The sequence below is a fragment of the Streptomyces spongiae genome, assembly GCF_009377185.1.
GTDB lineage: Bacteria > Actinomycetota > Actinomycetes > Streptomycetales > Streptomycetaceae > Streptomyces > Streptomyces spongiae.
The window spans coordinates 1-19475 of sequence record NZ_VJZC01000141.1; the positions used below are offsets into that span (position 1 = coordinate 1).

General features: G+C 71.6%; 17 protein-coding genes. 14 read left to right on the forward strand and 3 right to left on the reverse strand.

Annotated elements, in window-relative coordinates:
- Window positions 1-96 precede the first annotated feature (96 nt).
- The gene (locus tag FNH08_RS20505; protein WP_152772947.1) at window positions 97-2454 is read right to left on the reverse strand and encodes a SulP family inorganic anion transporter; all 2358 of its coding nucleotides are present in this window, start codon (window positions 2452-2454) and stop codon (window positions 97-99) included.
- Window positions 2455-2817: 363 nt separating this feature from the next.
- Here FNH08_RS20505 and FNH08_RS20510 point away from each other — a divergent pair, with 363 nt between their 5' ends.
- Window positions 2818-4113 carry a polysaccharide deacetylase family protein gene (locus FNH08_RS20510; protein WP_152772948.1) on the forward strand — a complete coding sequence of 432 codons (1296 nt, stop codon included), beginning with the start codon at window positions 2818-2820 and terminating at the stop codon, window positions 4111-4113.
- Window positions 4114-4175: 62 nt separating this feature from the next.
- Window positions 4176-5000 carry a Fic family protein gene (locus FNH08_RS20515; RefSeq protein ID WP_152772949.1) on the forward strand — a complete coding sequence of 275 codons (825 nt, stop codon included), beginning with the start codon at window positions 4176-4178 and terminating at the stop codon, window positions 4998-5000.
- A gap of 418 nt (window positions 5001-5418) precedes the next feature.
- Here FNH08_RS20515 and FNH08_RS20520 read toward each other — a convergent pair whose 3' ends face one another.
- Window positions 5419-6243 (reverse strand): HAD family hydrolase, encoded by an 825-nt coding sequence (locus FNH08_RS20520; protein WP_152772950.1) that lies wholly within the window; start codon window positions 6241-6243, stop codon window positions 5419-5421.
- Between the two features lie 595 nt (window positions 6244-6838).
- On the opposite strand from FNH08_RS20520, the gene ssd reads away from it, so the two are divergent.
- The 7 genes from ssd (at window position 6839) to FNH08_RS20555 (ending at window position 11995) form a co-directional block, all read left to right on the forward strand.
- Entirely contained in the window at window positions 6839-7933 is a 1095-nt protein-coding gene (gene ssd, locus FNH08_RS20525; RefSeq protein ID WP_322724954.1) for a septum site-determining protein Ssd, read from the forward strand.
- A complete protein-coding gene (locus FNH08_RS20530; RefSeq protein ID WP_152772951.1) occupies window positions 7930-9117 on the forward strand; it encodes a TadA family conjugal transfer-associated ATPase in 1188 nt (395 codons plus the stop codon). The genes ssd and FNH08_RS20530 overlap by 4 nt, the downstream gene beginning before the upstream one ends.
- Before the next feature lie 14 nt (window positions 9118-9131).
- Window positions 9132-9974, forward strand: a complete 843-nt coding sequence (locus tag FNH08_RS20535) for a type II secretion system F family protein (protein WP_152772961.1) — start codon at window positions 9132-9134, stop codon at window positions 9972-9974.
- Complete coding sequence (locus FNH08_RS20540; RefSeq protein WP_152772952.1) at window positions 9971-10771, forward strand: type II secretion system F family protein; 801 nt, start codon at window positions 9971-9973, stop codon at window positions 10769-10771. The genes FNH08_RS20535 and FNH08_RS20540 overlap by 4 nt, the downstream gene beginning before the upstream one ends.
- A gap of 84 nt (window positions 10772-10855) precedes the next feature.
- Window positions 10856-11092 (forward strand): DUF4244 domain-containing protein, encoded by a 237-nt coding sequence (locus FNH08_RS20545; RefSeq protein WP_152772953.1) that lies wholly within the window; start codon window positions 10856-10858, stop codon window positions 11090-11092.
- The gene (locus tag FNH08_RS20550; RefSeq protein WP_152772954.1) at window positions 11079-11501 is read left to right on the forward strand and encodes a TadE family type IV pilus minor pilin; all 423 of its coding nucleotides are present in this window, start codon (window positions 11079-11081) and stop codon (window positions 11499-11501) included. Before FNH08_RS20545 ends, FNH08_RS20550 begins: the two co-directional genes overlap by 14 nt.
- Window positions 11501-11995 carry an Rv3654c family TadE-like protein gene (locus FNH08_RS20555; RefSeq protein ID WP_152772955.1) on the forward strand — a complete coding sequence of 165 codons (495 nt, stop codon included), beginning with the start codon at window positions 11501-11503 and terminating at the stop codon, window positions 11993-11995. Before FNH08_RS20550 ends, FNH08_RS20555 begins: the two co-directional genes overlap by 1 nt.
- Here the strand turns inward: FNH08_RS20555 and FNH08_RS20560 are convergent.
- Window positions 11949-14414 carry a DEAD/DEAH box helicase gene (locus FNH08_RS20560; RefSeq protein WP_152772956.1) on the reverse strand — a complete coding sequence of 822 codons (2466 nt, stop codon included), beginning with the start codon at window positions 14412-14414 and terminating at the stop codon, window positions 11949-11951. The two genes, FNH08_RS20555 and FNH08_RS20560, sit on opposite strands and share 47 nt — an antisense overlap.
- Window positions 14415-14495: 81 nt before the next feature.
- Between FNH08_RS20560 and bldG the strand changes: the two genes are divergently transcribed.
- The 5 genes from bldG to FNH08_RS20585 form a co-directional block, all read left to right on the forward strand.
- Entirely contained in the window at window positions 14496-14837 is a 342-nt protein-coding gene (gene bldG / locus FNH08_RS20565; RefSeq protein ID WP_005475923.1) for an anti-sigma factor antagonist BldG, read from the forward strand.
- 107 nt (window positions 14838-14944) lie between these two features.
- Window positions 14945-15376 carry an ATP-binding protein gene (locus tag FNH08_RS20570; protein ID WP_152772957.1) on the forward strand — a complete coding sequence of 144 codons (432 nt, stop codon included), beginning with the start codon at window positions 14945-14947 and terminating at the stop codon, window positions 15374-15376.
- A gap of 343 nt (window positions 15377-15719) precedes the next feature.
- Window positions 15720-18125 carry a sodium-translocating pyrophosphatase gene (locus FNH08_RS20575; protein WP_152772958.1) on the forward strand — a complete coding sequence of 802 codons (2406 nt, stop codon included), beginning with the start codon at window positions 15720-15722 and terminating at the stop codon, window positions 18123-18125.
- A gap of 202 nt (window positions 18126-18327) precedes the next feature.
- Window positions 18328-18921, forward strand: coding sequence for a small secreted protein (locus tag FNH08_RS20580; protein ID WP_152772959.1), 594 nt, complete (start codon window positions 18328-18330; stop codon window positions 18919-18921).
- 210 nt (window positions 18922-19131) lie between these two features.
- A partial coding sequence (locus FNH08_RS20585; protein ID WP_456114951.1) for a DUF7059 domain-containing protein occupies window positions 19132-19475 on the forward strand: 344 nt, incomplete at its 3' end.

Below are 19475 nucleotides of genomic sequence, written 5' to 3' on the forward strand. Positions count from 1 at the left end.
GCTCCCGGGGTGACCGGCCGGTGCGGTCGACATGCGGTGCGCGGTCCCTCGCGCCGGGGCGGCGCACCCTATTCTTCTCGGGGCATCCTCCTGGAGTTACGCGGAACGGTGCAGGTCCTCCACCACGCTCACGCTCTCGGACGCGTCCACGTGGTCGAACACCTCCGTCCCGTCCGTGCCGGTCAGCAGATACGCCTGTGCCTCGCCCACGTGGAAGTACATCCCGTGCAGTTCCAGCGCCCCCTCCCGCAGGGCCCGCGCGACGGACTCGTGCGCCCGGAGGTGCTCCAACTGCTGGACCACATTGGTCAGGCAGAGCTGCTCGACGGCGTCGGCCGGTGCCCGCCCGGCCAGCCGCGCGCCGGGCCGGCTCATGTCCGAGGCTCGCTCCAGGCTGGGACGTCCGTGCCGTAGCCACCGCTTCAGCGGCGTCCGGGTGCCTCCGGGCTCCGCGTTCAGCAGCGCCTGCATCGCTCCGCAACCGGAGTGCCCGCAGACCGTGATGGACTGCACCTTCAGCACGTCCACCGCGTACTCGATCGCCGCGGACACCGAGTCGTCGCCGCTCTCGCCGGGCAGGGGCACGAGGTTCCCCACATTGCGGACGACGAAGAGGTCGCCGGGACCGCTGGATGTGATCATCGACGTGACGAGCCGCGAGTCGGCGCAGGTCAGGAACAGCTGCGCGGGCCGCTGCCCTTCGCGCGCGAGCCGGGCCAGCTCGCCGCGCACCAGCGGAGCGGTGTTCCGCTGGAAGGCGCTGATGCCGCGCGCCAGCTGGTGCCCGCTGGGGCGGCCGGAACCGTCGGTGTCGCTCCCCGGCCCATCGCCCGGCGTCATGGACTCCGGGTCTTCGCAGTGGTGGTTGAGCCAGGGTGTCCAGGGGCGGCACCGGCATCCGGAGACGCCGGTGGGTTCCGCGATACGGGTGCCCGCGCGCCCGGTGATCTCGACGGAACCGCCCTGTGCGGTGTGGGTCTTCTGCCAGTCCTGCAGCGTCTCGAACGCCGCGTGGTCCATGAACGAACCGTCCAACTCCACGACGGCTTCGGTCCCCTGGGGCACCTGGTGCAGGGCCCGGCTGAGGCGGGGAACCGCGAGGAACGTCAACTGGCCCCGTACCTGTACGTAATGGGTGCCCTCTCTGTCGTCGTGCGTGATGCGGGTGCGGGTGAGGCGGTGCAGTGAGACGCCGACAGCCACGGCGATGCCCAGGGTGACGCCCTCCAGGACGCCCAGGAGGACGACGCCGAGCGTGGTGACGGCGTACACCAGCACCTCGCGGTGGCGGGTGACCGTGCGGATGTGGTGCAGGGACACCATCTGGATGCCGACGGCCATCACCAGGGCGGCGAGCGACGCGAGGGGGATCAGCTCGAGGAGGGGGACCATCAGCAGCGCGGCTACTACCACCCAAACGCCGTGCAGCATCGTGGAGTTCCGGCTCACGGCGCCGGAGTGCACATTCGCCGAACTCCGTACGGCGACCCCGGCGACGGGCAGACCGCCGAGCGCTCCCGACACGATGTTGGCCGCACCCTGCCCGAGCAGCTCACGGTCCAGGTCCGAGCGCGCCACGCCCGGCCGTCCCGCCGCGAGCTTGTCCACGGCGACGGCACCGAGCAGGGACTGCACGCTGCACACCAGAGTGATGGTGAGGACGGCGGCGACCAGGCCGAGCACCGGCCCTTCGGGCATTCCGGCCAGGGCGTGGCTGCGCCAGGACGGCAGGTCGACCTTGGGCAGGCTCAGCCCGGCCAGGGAGGCGGTCGTGGTGGCCGCGGCGACGGCGACGAGCGCGGCCGGGACCCTGTGCAGCGCCCGGCCGGCGCGCCCGGGCAGCCGCGGCCACGCGAACAGCAGGGCCAGGGTCAGCACGCTCATCGACACGGCGGCCGGACGCAGGTGCGCCAACTGGGCGGGCAGCGCGCGGAGGTTGTCGAGGACGGCGCTCTGTGGGGTGCCGCCGAGCACGATGTGCAGCTGGGCGACGGCGATGGTCATGCCGATGCCGGCGAGCATGCCGTGCACGATCGCGGGGCTGACGGCGAGCGCCGTGCGGGCCACGCGCAGGCAGCCCAGGCCGAGTTGGGTGAGTCCGGCGAGGACGGTGATGGCACAGGTGGTCCGCCAGCCGTAGCGCTGGATGAGCTCGGCGGTGACGACGGTGAGCCCGGCGGCCGGGCCGCTGACCTGGAGCGGTGAGCCGCCGAGACGCCCGGCGACGAGACCGCCGACGGCGGCGGCGACCAGCCCGGCCTGGAGGGGCGCGCCCGTGGCGAGGGCGATGCCGAGGGACAGGGGCAGGGCGATCAGGAAGACCGCGAGTGAGGCGGAGATGTCGGCGCTCGCGATGCGGAACGGGCGTCGCGGGCCCGGCGGGGGGCTGTGGGGCGAGTGGGCGCCCTTGGACCGAGTCGGGTCTTTGGCGCGAGTGGGGACGCAGGCTGACATGGTTCCCGTCTCCTCCGGGGCGGCGCGGTCGCGGAACAGGTGGTCCCCGCTCTCTGGCGGGGTCGGGTCGCGGCCGTGGGTCACGGCGTGCAGCGGCGGGATATCTCAACAATCGGTAAATGAATCGTAATGCAGAGTAAAGGAAGTGTCGGATCAAAAGCGGCATATGGGTGAGTAGATCAGCCTGTCGAGTGAATGTGGCTTTTCATCGGCTTGTCATACAAATTTCTTTCAGTCGTCGTGCGACTTTGTCTCCCCGGGGGAGTCCGTGTGCCTTTTCGGAGGGCGCGGCGGATCTCCCTCACCGGCGTTCGTCACCGGCGTTCGTCCTGGCTGAAGGAAGTAGGAAGGAGGTGGCCGACGTTGCTTGCCACCCACCGGATCGCCGCGGGTGTCGCACTCGCCGCGGCCTGCTCCGCGGCACTCGCCGGCTGTGGGACCGGCGACGGCGCCCACACCCGCGGCACGGGCTCCAGGGAGGGCGCGTACGGCGCGAAGGAGGCCGTTCCGGCTCCGGCGCCCAAGCGCGCCGTACGCCTGATCGGCGACGGCTCCACCGCGTACACGGGCCCTCAGCCCGCCCGGCCCGGTCAGCCCCGGCCGGAGCGGCTGGGGCCGGGCCGGAAGCCACCGCAGTTCGTGGTCTTCTCGTGGGACGGCGCGGGCGAGGACAGCCAGAAGCTGTTCTCCCACTTCCGTGAGGTGGCCAAGGCCAACAACGCGACGATGACGTACTTCCTGAGCGGCGTGTACATGCTGCCGGGAGAGAAACGTGAGCTGTACCGGCCGCCGCGGCACGAGCCCGGCCGCTCGGACATCGGCTTCAACGACGTCCGCGGGGTGAGCGACACCGTGGCCCAGCTGCGCGGCGCGTGGCTGGAGGGCAACGAGGTCGGGACCCACTTCAACGGTCACTTCTGCGGCCCCGACGGTGGGGTGGGCGAGTGGTCGGTGGCCGACTGGAAGAGCGAGATCGCCCAGGCGAAGGCATTCGTGAAGTCCTGGAAGACCAACACGGGCCTGGCGGATCAGGAGCCGTTGCCCTTCGACTACGAAAGGGAGTTGGTGGGCGGCCGCACGCCCTGCCTGGAGGGGCAGGAGAACTTCATGCAGGCGGCCCGTGAACTGGGCTTCCGCTACGACACCAGCGGCGTCACCGACCAGGTCTGGCCGAGGAAGAAGAACGGCCTGTGGGACCTGTCGATGCAACTGGTACCCGTCCCCGGCCGCGCGTTCGAGACGCTGACCATGGACTACAACTTCTACGCGAACCAGTCCGGGGCACGCGCCGGTGCCCCGGCCAGGCACGCCTACTGGGGCAGACAGTTCCGTGACGGCCTGCTCAAGGGCTTCGAGCGGGCCTTCCACGGCAACCGCGCGCCCCTGATCATCGGCAACCACTTCGAGTCCTGGAACGGCGGCGCCTACATGCGTGCCGTCGAGGACACCATCAAGACGGTCTGCACGAAGGCCGAGGTGCGCTGCGTCTCCTTCCGGGAACTCGCCGACTGGCTGGACGCGCAGGACCCCGAGACCCTGGACAGGCTGCGCACCCTCAAGGTCGGCCAGGCCCCCAGGGAGGGCTGGACCGCCTTCCTCACGGGCGGACCCGCTCCCGCTCCGAAAGGCGTCCCGGGCGCGCCGGCGGCCGGCCAGTAGCTCTGGGCCGCTCCGGGTGCTGGCGCCACGTGCGCGGCCAGGGGGCGCGTAGTGTCGTACTCATGAGTACAGCAGGCGCGACCGCCGATCCGCTCGCCGCTCTGGGGGGACTCCCCGGTGTGGCCGAGTCCGTGGAGTCCGTACGCAAGGCCGTGGACCGGGTCTACGGGCACCGGATCATGCGCCGCCGCAGCAACGCGATCACCGGTGAGGCGGCACTGCGCGGCGCGCGCGGTTCCGCCGCGCTGTCCGGTGCCGACTGGGCTCTCGAAGAGGTACGCCGCCGCACGGATTTCAGTGGTGACGCCGAGGCCCGATTGATGGGCGCCGCCCTCAGGTTGACCGCCGAGGCGGGCCAACTGCTGTCCATCTGGCGGCAGTCGCCCCTACGGGTACTGGCCCGGCTGCACCTGGTGGCGGCGGCCGGCGACGACGCGCGCGTGGGGCGTCCGCGTCAGGCCGGTGAACCGGTCGACGAGCCGCTGGTCGAACTGCCGCTGCCGGACGCCGCCGAGGTCTCCGGCCGCCTCGAAGGGCTCTCCGAGCTGATCATCGCCGGGAGTTCGGCTCCCGCCCTGGTGACCGCGGCCGTCGTCCACGGCGAGTTGCTCGCCCTGCGTCCCTTCGGCTCCCACAACGGCCTTGTCGCACGCACGGCCGAGCGCATCGTTCTGATCGGCAGCGGACTCGACCCCAAGTCCGTCTGCCCGGCGGAGGTCGGCCACGCGGAACTCGGCCGCGCCGCCTACGTCGCGGCCCTGGAGGGTTACGTCTCCGGCACCCCGGAGGGCATGGCCGCCTGGATCGCCCACTGCGGCAGGGCGGTGGAACTCGGCGCCCGCGAGTCGACAGCGGTGTGTGAGGCGCTGCAGCGCGGGGCGGCGTAGCGCCCGGGCAGGCGGCAAGGAGTCGGCAAGGAGTCGGCAAGGAAAAAGGCCCTCCTGAGGAGGGCCCACAACAGGGATGCGGCGGTACGAGTGCTCGTACCGCCGCTGGCATGTTCACCGGGTTACCAAGCGTCCTCGTTATATTGCCCATCAGGTCGGGAACTGTTGCCCGTCGCCTGGTGCGGCTGGCCCGTAATCGACGGGTCGACGTCGCGTGGGTGCCCGATGTTCATGCTCGGTCCGTGGGGCCAAAATGCGTTATAAAGGTGATCCTTTCGGAGTTCCTTTGGTCTCGCGGGCCGTTGAATCCTTTGTACTCCAGGACCGGGGCAAGCGGAACCCCTGGATGCGCTTCTTTACTTTTGGGTTCAAACGCGGTTAACGGGTGTTAAACGGGCGTCGGGGCGGCCACTGGAGATCACGTGGCGGCGAGCCGGCGTCGGCTCGCGTACCAGACGAGCCCGGCGGTGGCCGCCGCGGCACCTATGGCGGCGGCCGCGACGAGGGCGGGGCGTGGCGGCACCGACAGTCGCTGCTTCAGCCGGACCGGGTGGTGGAAGTCCAGAATCGGCCACCCGCGCGCGAGGGCCTCCCGTCGCAGGGAGCGGTCCGGATTCACGGCATGCGGATGGCCGACGGCCTGCAGCATCGGCAGGTCCGTGGCGGAGTCGCTGTAGGCGTGGCAGCGCGCCAGGTCGTACCCCTCGGACTCGGCCAGCTCCCTGATCGCCTCGGCCTTGGTGGGGCCGTACGCGTAGTACTCCACCTCACCCGTGAAGCAGCCGTCGTCGCCCACGACCATGCGGGTCGCCACCACGCGGTCCGCGCCCAGGAGTTCCCCGATCGGCTCGACCACCTCCGCTCCGGACGTGGAGACGATGACGACGTCGCGCCCGGCGGTGTGGTGCTCCTCGATCAGGGAGGCGGCCTCGTCGTAGATGATCGGATCGATCAGGTCGTGAAGGGTCTCGGCGACGATCTCCTTCACTTGTTGGACGTTCCAGCCGCGGCACAGCGAGGACAGGTACTTGCGCATGCGCTCCATCTGGTCATGGTCGGCGCCACCCGCAAGGAAGACGAACTGGGCATATGCGGTACGCAAGACGGCTCTGCGGTTGATCAGACCGCCTTGGTAGAACGACTTGCTGAACGTGAGCGTGCTCGACTTCGCAATGACCGTCTTGTCCAGGTCAAAGAAGGCCGCTGTGCGGGGCAAGGAGTGGTTTTCCACGAGCCCGAGCATATGCGCCCACCATTCGGGCTAGTGTGGGGCGCGTGGGTTTGCCTGAGAGGGCTCTCGGGTACACCATGGAAGTCACGGATCGTTCGCGACCGTGCTAACCCGGTCCGACTCCTCCCCCCCCCGAGTCGGCCGTGGGGACGACCCCCGCTCTCCCCCCCGGCGGGGGTCGTCGCATGTCCGGGTGGGTTTTCCCCTCTCTCTCATGATCGCCCGGCCTTCCTGTGGCCGCACAGCGATTCCTCAGCCGTCACACATGATTCGTCACCGTGCGTAGCCGTCGCGCTGCGCTGTGGAGGCTTCGCAGGGGTCCCCTGTTTGGGTGACGGCGATATTCACAACCCCCCTGTTGTCCACAGTTATCGACCAAGATCCACACGATTTCCGGGATCGCTGCACCGTGATTCCAGCGCGCACCGCTCGGGTGAGTTCATGGCCGGATCGGTTTGTTGGTGTGCGTTTGGCCGGTTCCTATCGGCCTTGCATATGGAGGCCGGTTGCCGGTTCTTCACACGGGACTTCACGACGGGCGGGAATCGCGGGGCCGCAGAGGGCCGCGCGGGCTCCGCGCAAGAAGCAGCGAAGGGGGCTGGAGATCGTGGCGGGAGCCATCGCGAACGAGTTGCCGCCCGCCGCCGAGGGGCGGCAGGGCAGGCCGTTGATCGTCACCGAGGACGCCGAACTGCTGGACGACCTGCTGCGCCTGTGCGCGGCCGCGGGCGCCAGACCCGAGGTCCACCACGGGGTGCCGGAGAACAGGGGCGGCTGGGAGGCGGCGCCGCTCGTCCTCGTCGGTGACGACGCGGCACGGCGCGTGCGCGGCGCGGCACGCAGGAGAGGGGTGGTGCTGGTCGGCCGGGACCAGGACGACTCCGGGATCTGGCGGCGGGCCGTCGAGATCGGCGCCGACCACGTGCTGATGCTGCCGGACGGCGAGCAGTGGCTCGTCGACCGCATCGCCGACGTGGCCGAGGGCGTGGGCAGGCCAGCCCTGACCGTGGGCGTGATCGGCGGCCGGGGCGGTGCCGGAGCATCCACCCTGGCCTGCGCGCTGGCGGTCACCTCCGCGCGGCAGGGCAGGCGCACCCTCCTGGTGGACGCGGATCCGCTGGGCGGCGGTCTCGACGTCCTCCTGGGCGGCGAGGCAGCCGAGGGACTGCGCTGGCCGGCGTTCGCCGCCTCCCGCGGCAGGGTCGGCGGCGGAGCCCTGGAGGAGTCGCTGCCCGAACTGCACTCCCTCAGAGTCCTCAGCTGGGACCGCGGCGACGCCGTCGCCATTCCGCCCCAGGCCGTACGAGCGGTCCTGGCGGCGGGTCGGCGACGCGGTGGCGCGGTGGTCGTCGACCTGCCGCGCCGGATCGACGAAGGCGTCGCCGAGGCACTCGCCCAGATCGACCTCGGTCTGCTGGTGGTCCCCGCCGAACTGCGGGCGGTCGCCGCGGCCGCACGGGTGGCGTCCGCCTTCGGGATGGTTCTGCGCGACCTGCGGGCGGCCGTGCGGGGCCCCTACGCGCCTGGCCTGGGCGACCGCGAGGTGGCACGACTGCTCGGGCTGCCCCTGGCGGGCGAAGTACCCGCCGAGACGGGCCTCCTGGACAGCGCGGCACCCCCTGGAGGAGCCGCGCGCGGACCACTCGCACGTTTCTGCACCACGTTCTGGGAGCGGGCGCTGGCCGGGAGTGGGGCCGTATGAGTGGCGGCTGGGATCCGGCGGCGGGGACCGACTGCGGGCTGCTGGACGGTGTGCGGCAGTGGCTCGCCGAGAGCGGCTCCGAACCGACACCCGCGCGTGTGGCACAGGCCCTGCGGGAACGGGGGCGGGTGCTCGGGGACGCCGAAGTCCTGGGAGCGGCCGAGCGGTTGCGCTCCGAGCTGATCGGCAGCGGGCCGCTGGAACCGCTGCTGGCCGACCCCTCGGTCACCGACGTCCTGGTGTCGGCACCCGACCGGGTCTGGGTCGACCGGGGCGGCGGCCTCGAGTTGACGGCGGTCTCCTTCCCGGACGCGGCGGCCGTACGACGCCTCGCGCAGCGCCTGGCCGCGGTGGCCGGCCGCAGGCTCGACGACGCGCGCCCCTGGGCCGACGCGCGACTTCCGGACGGCACCCGCCTGCACGCGGTGCTCCCGCCGGTGGCCGTCGGATCGACCTGTCTGTCCCTCCGGGTGGTACGGCCGCGGGCGTTCACCCTCGGCGAACTCGTGAGGGCCGGCACGGTACCGCCGGGCGGCGACCGGGTGCTGCGCGCCCTGATCACCTCCCGCCTGTCGTACGTGATCAGCGGCGGCACCGGAACGGGCAAGACGACGCTGCTGAGCGCGCTCCTGGGCCTGGTCGACCCGGGCGAGCGGATCGTGCTGGCCGAGGACTCGGCGGAGCTGCGGCCCGATCACCCGCACGTGGTGCGGCTGGAGGGCAGACCCGCCAACCAGGAGGGCGTGGGTCTCGTCGAACTCCAGGACCTGGTGCGGCAGGCGCTGCGGATGCGGCCCGACCGGCTGGTCGTCGGCGAGGTGCGCGGGCCGGAGGTGGTGTCCCTGCTGGCCGCTCTGAACACGGGTCACGAAGGCGGCTGCGGGACTCTGCACGCCAACGCGGCGGCCCAGGTGCCCGCCCGGCTGGAGGCGCTCGGCACGGCCGCCGGGCTCGACCGGGCGGCGCTGCACAGCCAGTTGGCGGCCGCCCTGTCGGTGGTCCTCCATCTCGTCCGCGGCCGGGACGGACGGCGCAGGATCGCCGAGGTGCACGTGCTGGAGCGGGATCCGTCGGGGCTGGTGGTGACGGTGCCCGCGCTGCGGTGGGGCGCCGAGGCGTTCGCGTACGAGCGGGGCTGGGAGCGGCTGCGGGGGCTGCTCCGGGAAGGGAGCGGAGCGCTGTGACGGGGGTCAGCGAGATGTCGGCCGGGCTGACCGGTGCGGCCGTGGCGTGTGCCGGGGCGGCGGCCTGGCTCCTGGGCGGGCCGGGAGCCGGCTCGCGGCGGGCGCAGCTGTTGCTTGCCGGTGGTGGGGCGGTGGGGCCGCCGCCCTGGGAGAGGGCGGCCCTGCGCGTGCGGCGGCTGCCGGCCGAGTGGTGGGCGCCGGCGCTCGGGGCCGTGATCGGCGTGCTGGGTGCGTCCGTGCTGCCGGTGCTCGCCGGCGCGCTCGGGGTGCCGCTGCTGCGACGGGTGCGCCGGGCCCGGGAGGCACAGCGGGCGCGCGAGCGGCGCGGTGACGCCGTGATCGCGCTCTGCGGGGTGCTCGCCGGAGAGGTCCGCGCCGGCCGTCAGCCGGGTGAGGCGCTGCTGCGGGCCGCCCGGGACTCGGGCGGGCTCGGCGAGGCGCAGGCGGTGGTGCTGGCGGCCGCGCGGTTCGGCGGGGACGTGCCGGGCGCGCTCGCGGACGCGGCACGACAACCGGGCGCCGGCGGACTGCTGGGACTCGCCGCGTGCTGGCGGGTGGCCGTGGACCGGGGTGCCGGCCTCGCGGCCGGGCTCGACCGGCTGGAGGGCGCCCTGCGCGCCGAGCGGGACCAACGGGCCGACCTGCGCGCTCAGTTGGCGGGCGCCCGGTCCACGGCCGTGATGCTCGCCGGGCTGCCGGTGCTCGGGCTGATGCTGGGCACCGCACTGGGCGCCGACCCCCTGCACGTGGTGCTGCACAGCGCCGCCGGGCTGGGCTGCCTGCTGGTCGGCGGAGTGCTGGAGGGCGCCGGACTGTGGTGGGCGCTGCGGATCGTACGGGGAGCGGAGGCGGCATGAGCACGGAGGTTGTCCACAGGCTGGGGGTGCTCGTGTGCGGGGCTCTGGGGCTGTGGTGGCTGCTCCGGTCCCTCGACACCGTTCGGCGCGAACGGAGGCTGCGCAGACGGCTGGGAGCGGTTCTGCTGCTGGAGCGTGCGCCGTCGGCGCGGCGGCTCGCGGCACGGGATGCCGTACGGCGCCGGCTGCCGGTCGCTGGTGCGGTGTGCGCCGGGTGGGTGCTGGTGGGAGGCCTCGTGGGGCTGTTGCTGGGGCTGGCGGCCGGCTGGGGGCTCTGGAGGTGGCGGCAGCGGCACCGGGGTGGCGGGTCGGCGGAGAAGCCGGCGGACAAGGAGTACGACCCGGCCGCGGTGGCGCGCCAACTCCCGCTCGCCGCCGATCTGCTGGCCGCCTGCATCACCGCCGGAGCCGGCCCGGTCGTGGCCGCGCGGGCCGTGGGCGAAGCCCTGGGAGGGCCCGTCGGGGAGCGGCTGGCCCGCGGTGCGGCCGAGGCGCGGCTCGGGGGCGAACCGGCCGAGGCATGGCGGGCGTTGGCCGGGCTGCCCGGTGCCGGCCCCTTGGCGCGGCTCCTGGAGCGGGCCGACGAGTCGGGCGTTCCGGCCGCCGCTCCGGTGGCCCGGCTCGCGGCCGAGGCCCGCGCCGCGTGGGCACGCGACGCGACCGAGCGGGCCCGCCGAGCCGCCGTCATGGTCACCGCCCCGGTGGGGCTGTGCTTCCTGCCCGCGTTCATCGCGATCGGCGTGCTGCCGGTGGTGATCGGCCTCGCGGACGGGCTGCTGGAAGGGGGCGGCGGATGACGGGGTGACCGGCTACGGCAGCACGACTGGCAGCACGACCGGCAGTACAGGCGATGAACGGAACGAATCCTCACGGGGGTTGAGATGCACAACGCGGCACGGGCAGTACGAGTGGTAGAGGCGGTACGAGGACGGGTGCGCGCACTGGCGCGCAGGGTGCGCCAGGCACCGAGGGACGCGGGGATGGTCACCTCCGAGTACGCCGTGGGGATCATCGCGGCGGTGGCCTTCGCCGCGGTGCTCTACAAGGTGGTGACCAGCGGGCAGGTGCAGACGGAGTTGCAGGACATCGTGAAGCGGGCGCTCGATGGCGGGGCGTGAGCGGTGGGCCGTGCACTGGGCCGCTGGTGGCCGGGGCGTGTCGCGAACGGCCGTCGGGCGGAGTCGTGACGGGGGCTTCGTGACCGCCGAGGCGGCGCTCGCCCTGCCGGTGCTGGTGTTGTTCGCGATGGCGTTGGTGTGGGCGCTGCTCGCCGCGTGTGCGCAGATCCAGTGCGTGGACGCGGCGAGGGCGGGCGCCCGGGCGGCGGCTCGCCAGGATCCACCCGACGCGGTCCTGGCGATGGCCCGCCGGCTCGCACCCGACGGGGCGCGGGTCACCGTGAACCGTGAGGGCGACCTGGTCCACGTGGTGGTCGCGGCGAATCCACCCGGGCCGGACGCACTGAGCCTCGACCTGAGCCATGAGGCCGTGGCGTTGGCGGAGGAGACGGTGGGGGTGAGGGGGTGATGTACGCGGGACGCCGAGGGGCGGTCTCGGTACGGAACCCGAACAGATCGCGGCAGACGGACCACCGCTCCGACCACGGGAAAGCCTGCCCCTCCGACCACCGGACGGACCGCCGCCGCGACCACCGTCCCAACCACCGCCCCGACCGCCGCTCCGACCGTGGATCCGCGACCGTCTGGGCCGTGGGTGCCATCGCCGTGCTGTGTGTGATCTTCGGGGCGTTGCTGGCCATGGGCCAGGCGGTCGTGATCCGGCACCGTGCGGCGGGGGCGGCCGACCTCGCGGCGCTCGCGGCGGCCGATCACTGGGCGGCGGGTACGGACGCGGCCTGCGCCGCGGCCGAGCGGGTCGCGCGGGCCCAGGGCACCCGGCTCGTACGGTGCGCGATCGAGGGCGAGACCTCGGACGTCACGGCTGGGGCGGGGAGGGGACCGTTCGGCGCGGAGGTCAGATCGAGGGCCGGACCGGCGGGGCCTCCCGCAGCAGCTCCGTGAGCAGCCGTACGGCTCCCCGTTTGTGCAGCGGATCGTTGCCGTTGCCGCACTTGGGGGACTGGATGCAGGACGGGCAGCCGGCGTCGCACTCGCAGGAGGCGATGGCCTCGTGGGTGGCGGTGAGCCAGGAGCGGGCCGTGTGGAAGGCGCGCTCGGCGAAGCCCGCGCCACCCGGATGGCCGTCGTAGACGAAGACCGTCGGCAGGAGGGTGTCGGGGTGCAGCGGGATCGAGACGCCGCCGATGTCCCAGCGGTCGCAGGTCGCGAAGAGGGGCAGCATGCCGATCGACGCGTGCTCGGCGGCGTGGAGTGCGCCGCCGAGGATCTCGGGGTTGATCCGGGCCGCGTCGAGCTGGTCCTCGGTGACCGTCCACCACACGGCACGGGTGCGCAGCGTACGAGGAGGGAGGTCGAGTTTGGTCTCGCCCAGCACTTCACCGGTGATCAGCTTGCGGCGCAGGAAGGAGACGACCTGGTTGGTGACCTCGACGGAGCCGTAGCACAGGCGTCCGGCGCCCCACGGGACCTCGATGTCCGTCTCCAGTACGGAGATCGCCGTCGTGTCGCGGGCGACTGTCGCATACGGCGGGTTGGCCTCCTGGACCAGCGCCACGGAGTCGTCCAGGTCCAGTTCGCGCACCAGGTACGTACGGCCCTGGTGGAGGTGCACGGCGCCCTCGTGGACGGTCGTGTGGGCGGCGCCCGCGTCGACCGTGCCCAGGAGCCGCCCGGTGCCGGCCTCGACGACCTGTACCGGCCGCCCGCCCTGGCCGCGGATGTCCGTGAGATCGGCGGCCCGCTCGCGGCGGGTCCAGTGCCAGGACTTGGTGCGGCGCCGGAGCAGCTTCGCGGCCTCCAGCTGCGGCAGCAGGTCCTCGGCGGCGGGGCCGAACAGCGGAAGGTCGTCGTCCGTCAGAGGGATCTCGGCGGCGGCCGCGCACAGGTGAGGGGCCAGGACGTAGGGGTTGTCCGGGTCCAGGACCGTCGACTCGACCGGCTGGTCGAACAGTGCCTCCGGGTGGTGCACGAGGTAGGTGTCCAGCGGGTCGTCGCGGGCGACCAGGACAGCCAAGGCGCCCTCTCCGGAGCGGCCGGCCCGGCCCGCCTGCTGCCACAGGGAGGCCCGCGTTCCCGGGTAGCCGGCGATCACCACGGCGTCCAGGCCGGAGACGTCGATGCCCAGCTCCAGGGCGGTGGTGGCGGCGAGGCCCAGGAGTTCGCCCGAGTGGAGGGCGCGCTCCAGGGCGCGGCGTTCCTCGGGGAGGTAGCCCCCGCGGTAGGCGGCGACGCGCCGGGCGAGGGAGCGGTCGACCTCGGAGAGGCGTTCCTGGGCGATCACCGAGATCAGTTCGGCGCCGCGCCGGGACCGTACGAAGGCGACCGAGCGGACGCCCTGGACGGCCAGGTCGGTGAGGAGGTCGGCGGTCTCGGCGGTGGCGGTACGGCGGACGGGGGCACCCTTCTCGCCGTGCAGCTCGGTGAGCGGGGGCTCCCAGAGGGCGAACACCAGTTCCCCGCGAGGGGAGGCGTCGTCCGCGACCTCGACCACCGGCACGCCGGTGAGCCGGGACGCGGCGACCGAGGGCTCGGCGGCGGTCGCCGAGGCCAGCAGGAAGACGGGTGAGGAGCCGTACCGCGCGCACAGCCGGCGCAGGCGGCGCAGCACCTGGGCGACATGGGAGCCGAAGACACCGCGGTAGGTGTGGCACTCGTCGATGACGACGTACTTCAGGGCCTTGAGGAAGGAGGACCAGCGCGGGTGGGAGGGCAGGATCCCGCGGTGCAGCATGTCGGGGTTGGTGAGGACGTAGTTGGCGTACTGGCGGATCCACTCGCGTTCCTCGACGGGGGTGTCGCCGTCGTAGACGGCGGGGCGGATCGAGGTACCCAGCGGATGTGAAATTTCCTTCACCGATCGGCACTGATCCGCCGCGAGCGCTTTCGTGGGGGCCAGGTACAGGGCGGTGGCGCCGCGGCCGTTGGGTGCCTCGGAACCGTCCAGGAGGCCGGAGAGGACCGGCACGAGGTAGGCGAGCGACTTGCCGGAGGCGGTGCCCGTGGCGACGACCACGGAATCGCCGTCCAGCGCGTGTTCGGCGGCGCGTGCCTGGTGGGCCCAGGGGTGTTCGATGCCCTTGGCCTGCACGGCCGCGACGACTTCCGCGCGGATCCGGTCCGGCCAGACGGCATGGCGACCCTCGCGCGGGGGCAAGTGCTCCGTATGAGTGATGCGCGAAGCCCGGCCGGGCGCGGAGGCGAGCCGGTCCAGGACCGTCCCCGGCGCGGGGCGGGAGGCGGCGTCCGTCGGGGATCGATCGGATCGGTGATTCTTGGCCATCGGCACCGAGTGTGTCACTGGCGTGACGGACAATGGTCCCAAGGCGTCGTGCACGCCTGCCGGTAAGTGATTGAATGCCATCGCGGCTGGCGAACCGTCCTGGGGGCTCCGCCGAGGTGTCCCGAGGGACGACCGCTCGATTAGCAAGGTGCTGGAGGATCCGTGGACCTGTCCCTGTCGACCCGTACCGTCGGCGATCGCACGGTCGTCGAGGTCGGTGGCGAAATCGACGTATATACCGCGCCCAAGCTGCGCGAGCAGCTGGTCGAGCTGGTGAACGACGGGAGTTTCCACCTCGTCGTCGACATGGAGGGCGTCGACTTCCTCGACTCCACCGGGCTCGGCGTGCTGGTGGGCGGCCTGAAGCGTGTCCGGGCCCATGAGGGCTCGCTGCGCCTGGTGTGCAACCAGGAGCGCATTCTGAAGATCTTCCGCATCACCGGTCTCACCAAGGTGTTCCCGATCCACACCTCGGTCGACGAAGCGGTGGCGGCGACGGACTGATCCGTCGGTGGGCCGCGTGCCCATGACGGCTGAGACAACAGGAGGGGGACCGGGCCCGCGACGGCCCGGCCCCCCTGACAGCACGCCCGTAGTTCCGAGGGGGATGCATGGCCACCGTTGAACTCCGCTTCAGCGCGGTCCCAGGACATGTCAGGACCGCCCGCCTGGTGGCCGCTTCCGTCGCACGCAAGGCCGGGGTGGACGAGGCCGTCCTCGACGAGGTGCGGCTCGCCGTCGGCGAGGCCTGCACCCGGGCCGTCGGACTGCACCAGAACGGCGGCATCTCGGCGCCGGTGCGGGTGCTGTTGATCGAGGACGAGAAGCAGTTCTCCATCGAGGTCGGCGACGAGGCGCCGCGCGCCGTGCCGGGCGGCACGACGCACGGGGCCCACGAGGACGCGGACGTGGAGGCCGAGGAGGACGAGATGGGCCTCGCGGTCATCAGCGGCCTCGTCGACGACGTGGAGGTCACCGCGGACGAGCACGGCGGCCAGATCCGTATGAGCTGGCCGACCGCTCCGCCGGTCGCGGTTCCCTGACGATCACCTCCCCGTCGTACGCTCCACCGGCGTGCCTTCCCCTTCAAGAGTCCGCAAAGGGCCCTGCTGAGCAGGGCCCTTTGTCTTTTGTCCGATCATTCGGCGACGACTTTCCGATGATGCGCCTGAATTAGTGAAGGAATTCACGATCAGTCACGCGGTCATTTGATCAAGCGTCAACGCCTTTGAGGCGTTACCGCTTTCGGGTTCTGTGCTTACCCGTCGATCATTTGCTCATGGGCATGTGAAGGCTAATTCCGCTTACCGCGTACTGTTTTGATCAGGTTCAGATCCCTAGAATCCGTCCACATCTTGAGCTCAGCCCAAGCGTCAAGGAGGACGAATGGCGGGGCTTTCTACCCCTCAGCAGATTGATCACCCCACAACCTTCGCAGCCGCAGTGCTGACCGACGACAATCGGCTCATCGTGATGGTCATCGGGATCATCGCGCTGGCCGCGCTCGCGGTCGCCGGAGTCCTGGTGCGCCAGGTGCTCGCGGCAGGCGAAGGCACCGACAGCATGAAGAAGATCGCGGCAGCGGTCCAGGAAGGTGCCAACGCCTATCTGGCCCGGCAGTTGCGCACGCTCGGCGTATTCGCCGTCGTCGTGTTCTTCCTGCTCATGCTGCTGCCCGCGGACGACTGGAATCAGCGCGTCGGCCGATCGGTGTTTTTCTTGATCGGCGCCGCGTTCTCTGCGGCCACCGGTTATATCGGGATGTGGCTGGCCGTACGCAGCAATGTGCGGGTCGCCGCCGCGGCGCGTGAGGCGACTCCGGCGCCGGGAGAGCCGGAAAAGGATCTCACCGCCGTCTCGCACAAAGCCATGAAGATCGCTTTCCGCACGGGTGGCGTCGTCGGCATGTTCACGGTGGGGCTCGGTCTGCTGGGCGCCTCCTGCGTGGTGCTGGTGTACGCGGCCGACGCGCCGAAGGTCCTGGAGGGCTTCGGTCTCGGTGCGGCGCTCATCGCGATGTTCATGCGTGTCGGCGGCGGCATCTTCACCAAGGCCGCCGACGTCGGCGCCGACCTGGTCGGCAAGGTCGAGCAGGGCATTCCGGAGGACGACCCGCGCAATGCCGCGACCATCGCCGACAACGTGGGCGACAACGTCGGCGACTGCGCGGGCATGGCGGCCGACCTCTTCGAGTCGTACGCCGTGACCCTCGTCGCCGCGCTGATCCTCGGCAAGGCGGCGTTCGGCGACGCCGGGCTCGCGTTCCCGCTGCTCGTGCCCGCGATCGGTGTGATCACCGCGATGATCGGCATCTTCGCCGTGGCCCCGCGGCGCACCGACCGGAGCGGGATGAGCGCCATCAACCGCGGTTTCTTCATCTCCGCGGTGATCTCGCTGGTGCTGGTCGCGATCGCGGTCTTCGTCTACCTGCCGTCGACGTACGCCGACCTGGACGGCGTCACGGATGAGGCGATCCTCGGCCACGCCGGCGATCCGCGGGTCCTCGCGCTCGTCGCGGTGGCCATCGGCATCGTGCTGGCCGCCCTGATCCAGCAGCTGACCGGCTACTTCACCGAGACCACCCGCCGCCCCGTGCGGGACATCGGCAAGACCTCGCTCACCGGCCCGGCCACCGTCGTCCTCGCCGGTATCTCCATCGGTCTCGAATCGGCCGTCTACACCGCCCTGCTGATCGGCCTCGGCGTGTACGGGGCGTTCCTGCTCGGCGGTACGTCGATCATGCTCGCCCTGTTCGCGGTGGCGCTGGCCGGCACCGGTCTGCTCACCACGGTCGGCGTGATCGTCGCCATGGACACCTTCGGGCCGGTCTCCGACAACGCGCAGGGCATCGCCGAGATGTCCGGCGACGTCCAGGGCGCGGGCGCGCAGGTGCTCACCGACCTGGACGCCGTCGGCAACACCACCAAGGCCATCACCAAGGGCATCGCCATCGCCACGGCCGTCCTCGCGGCCGCGGCGCTCTTCGGCTCGTACCGCGACGCGATCCTCACGGCCGCGAACGACGTGGGCGAGAAGGTCTCCGGGGCGGGCGCGCCGATGAACCTGATGATGGACATCTCGCAGCCCAACAACCTCGTCGGGCTCATCGCGGGCGCCGCGGTCGTCTTCCTCTTCTCGGGGCTGGCGATCAACGCGGTGTCGCGGTCGGCGGGCGCGGTCGTCTACGAGGTGCGCCGGCAGTTCCGCGAGAAGCCCGGGATCATGGACTACACCGAGAAGCCCGAGTACGGCAGGGTCGTCGACATCTGCACCAAGGACGCCCTCAGGGAGCTGGCCACACCAGGACTGCTCGCCGTCATGGCGCCCATCGCGATCGGGTTCACGCTCGGCGTCGGCGCGCTCGGGGCCTACCTCGCGGGGGCGATCGGCACGGGCACGCTGATGGCGGTGTTCCTCGCCAACTCCGGCGGCGCCTGGGACAACGCCAAGAAGCTCGTCGAGGACGGTCACCACGGAGGCAAGGGCAGCGAGGCCCATGCGGCGACCGTCATCGGTGACACGGTGGGCGACCCGTTCAAGGACACCGCGGGCCCCGCGATCAACCCGCTGTTGAAGGTGATGAACCTGGTGGCGCTGCTCATCGCGCCCGCGGTCGTCAAGTTCAGCTACGGCGAGGACAAGAGCGTCGGGCTCCGCGTGCTCATCGCGGTCCTCGCGCTCGTCGTGATCGTCGGCGCGGTGTACGTGTCCAAGCGGCGCGGTATCGCCGTGGGTGACGAAGACAACTCCGAGAGGGTTGCCAAGTCGGTGGATCCCGCGGTGGTTTCGTAGGCGGCGGTACGAGGGCCGGCTTCCCGCTGGCCAACGGGCGGGCGGATGGCGCGTGTTGGCGCGTCGTCCGCCCGCTCTGCCGCGTGCGCGCCCTGTTCGTGAGCCTTATCTCGCTGGGTTAAATGACTCTAATCAGTGTGATAACGGTCATATAGCACCTGGGTGTCACTCGTTCGGCGTGTATGTTCCGGGGCCGAGAGCCATGGAAGGGACCAATCCGGTGAACAAGAAGCTCGCGGCCGCACTGTCCGGCGGTGCGGTACTGGTACTGGCGCTGTCGGGATGCAGCAGCAGCGACGACAACAGCGAAAAGCTGAACTCCTGGGCCAAGCAGGTCTGCGACGCTGTCCAGCCGCAGACGAAGAAGATCACGGCCGCCAATGCCGCGATCCAGCAGGAGACGGCGGACGACAGCGCACCGGAGGCCGTGCAGAAGGCGGACTCCCAGGCATTCCAGGACATCTCCGACGCCTACAAGGCGATGGCGACCGCCGTGCAGAAGGCCGGGGCGCCGGACGTCGAGGGCGGCAAGAGCAAACTGCAGGCCGCGGTCTCGGAGCTCAACACGCTCTCCACCGCCTACGCCGAGTTGAAGAAGAAGTCGGACGACCTCGACGTCAAGGACCAGGCGAAGTTCGCCGAAGGTCTCAAGGACGTCGCCACGGAGCTGGAGAAGCTGAGCAAGAGCGGCAGTGACGCGCTCGCCAAGCTGGAGGAGGGCGACGTGGGCAAGGCGATGGCCAAGCAGCAGAGCTGCAAGTCCGCGGCGGTCTCGTCCTCGGCGGGCAAGAGCTGACGCCTGCGGGAGAGCGTGCCCTCAGGGAGGGTGCTCTCAGGGAGGGGGCCCTCAGGGAGGGCGATCTTTCGTCAACCTAAGGAGGGTCCGGTACGCGTGCGTGCCGGGCCCTCGGCGCGTGCCGTCCACGGTGACGGTCATGGCCGCAGGTGTACGTCCCTGTCCACAGGTGTACGTGCCTTGTCCGCGGAAGCCGACACAATGGGGACCGTGAGCAACTCCAGCCTGTCTTCCCTGCCCTCAACCGACCGCCCCGACGTCGCCGCGCGGCTACGGGACGCCTTGATCGGAGCCGCCTTCACCGCCGACGGGCTGCTCGACCTGCTCGGCGCTCCCGCGTACGCGGCGCTGGCCCGCGGCGAGACCGTGCCGGCGCTGCGGGCGACGCGCGGGGACACACCGCTGGAGGCGCTCGTGCGGCTGTTCCTGCTGCAGCAGCCCGTGGCGCACGCGCGCGTGGCGGACGTGCTGCCGGTCGACGCGTGCCTGGAGAGCGGCTGGCTGGTGCGCGCCGGTGTTGGCGCGGGGGATGGCGGTGGAGACGCGGGGGACAC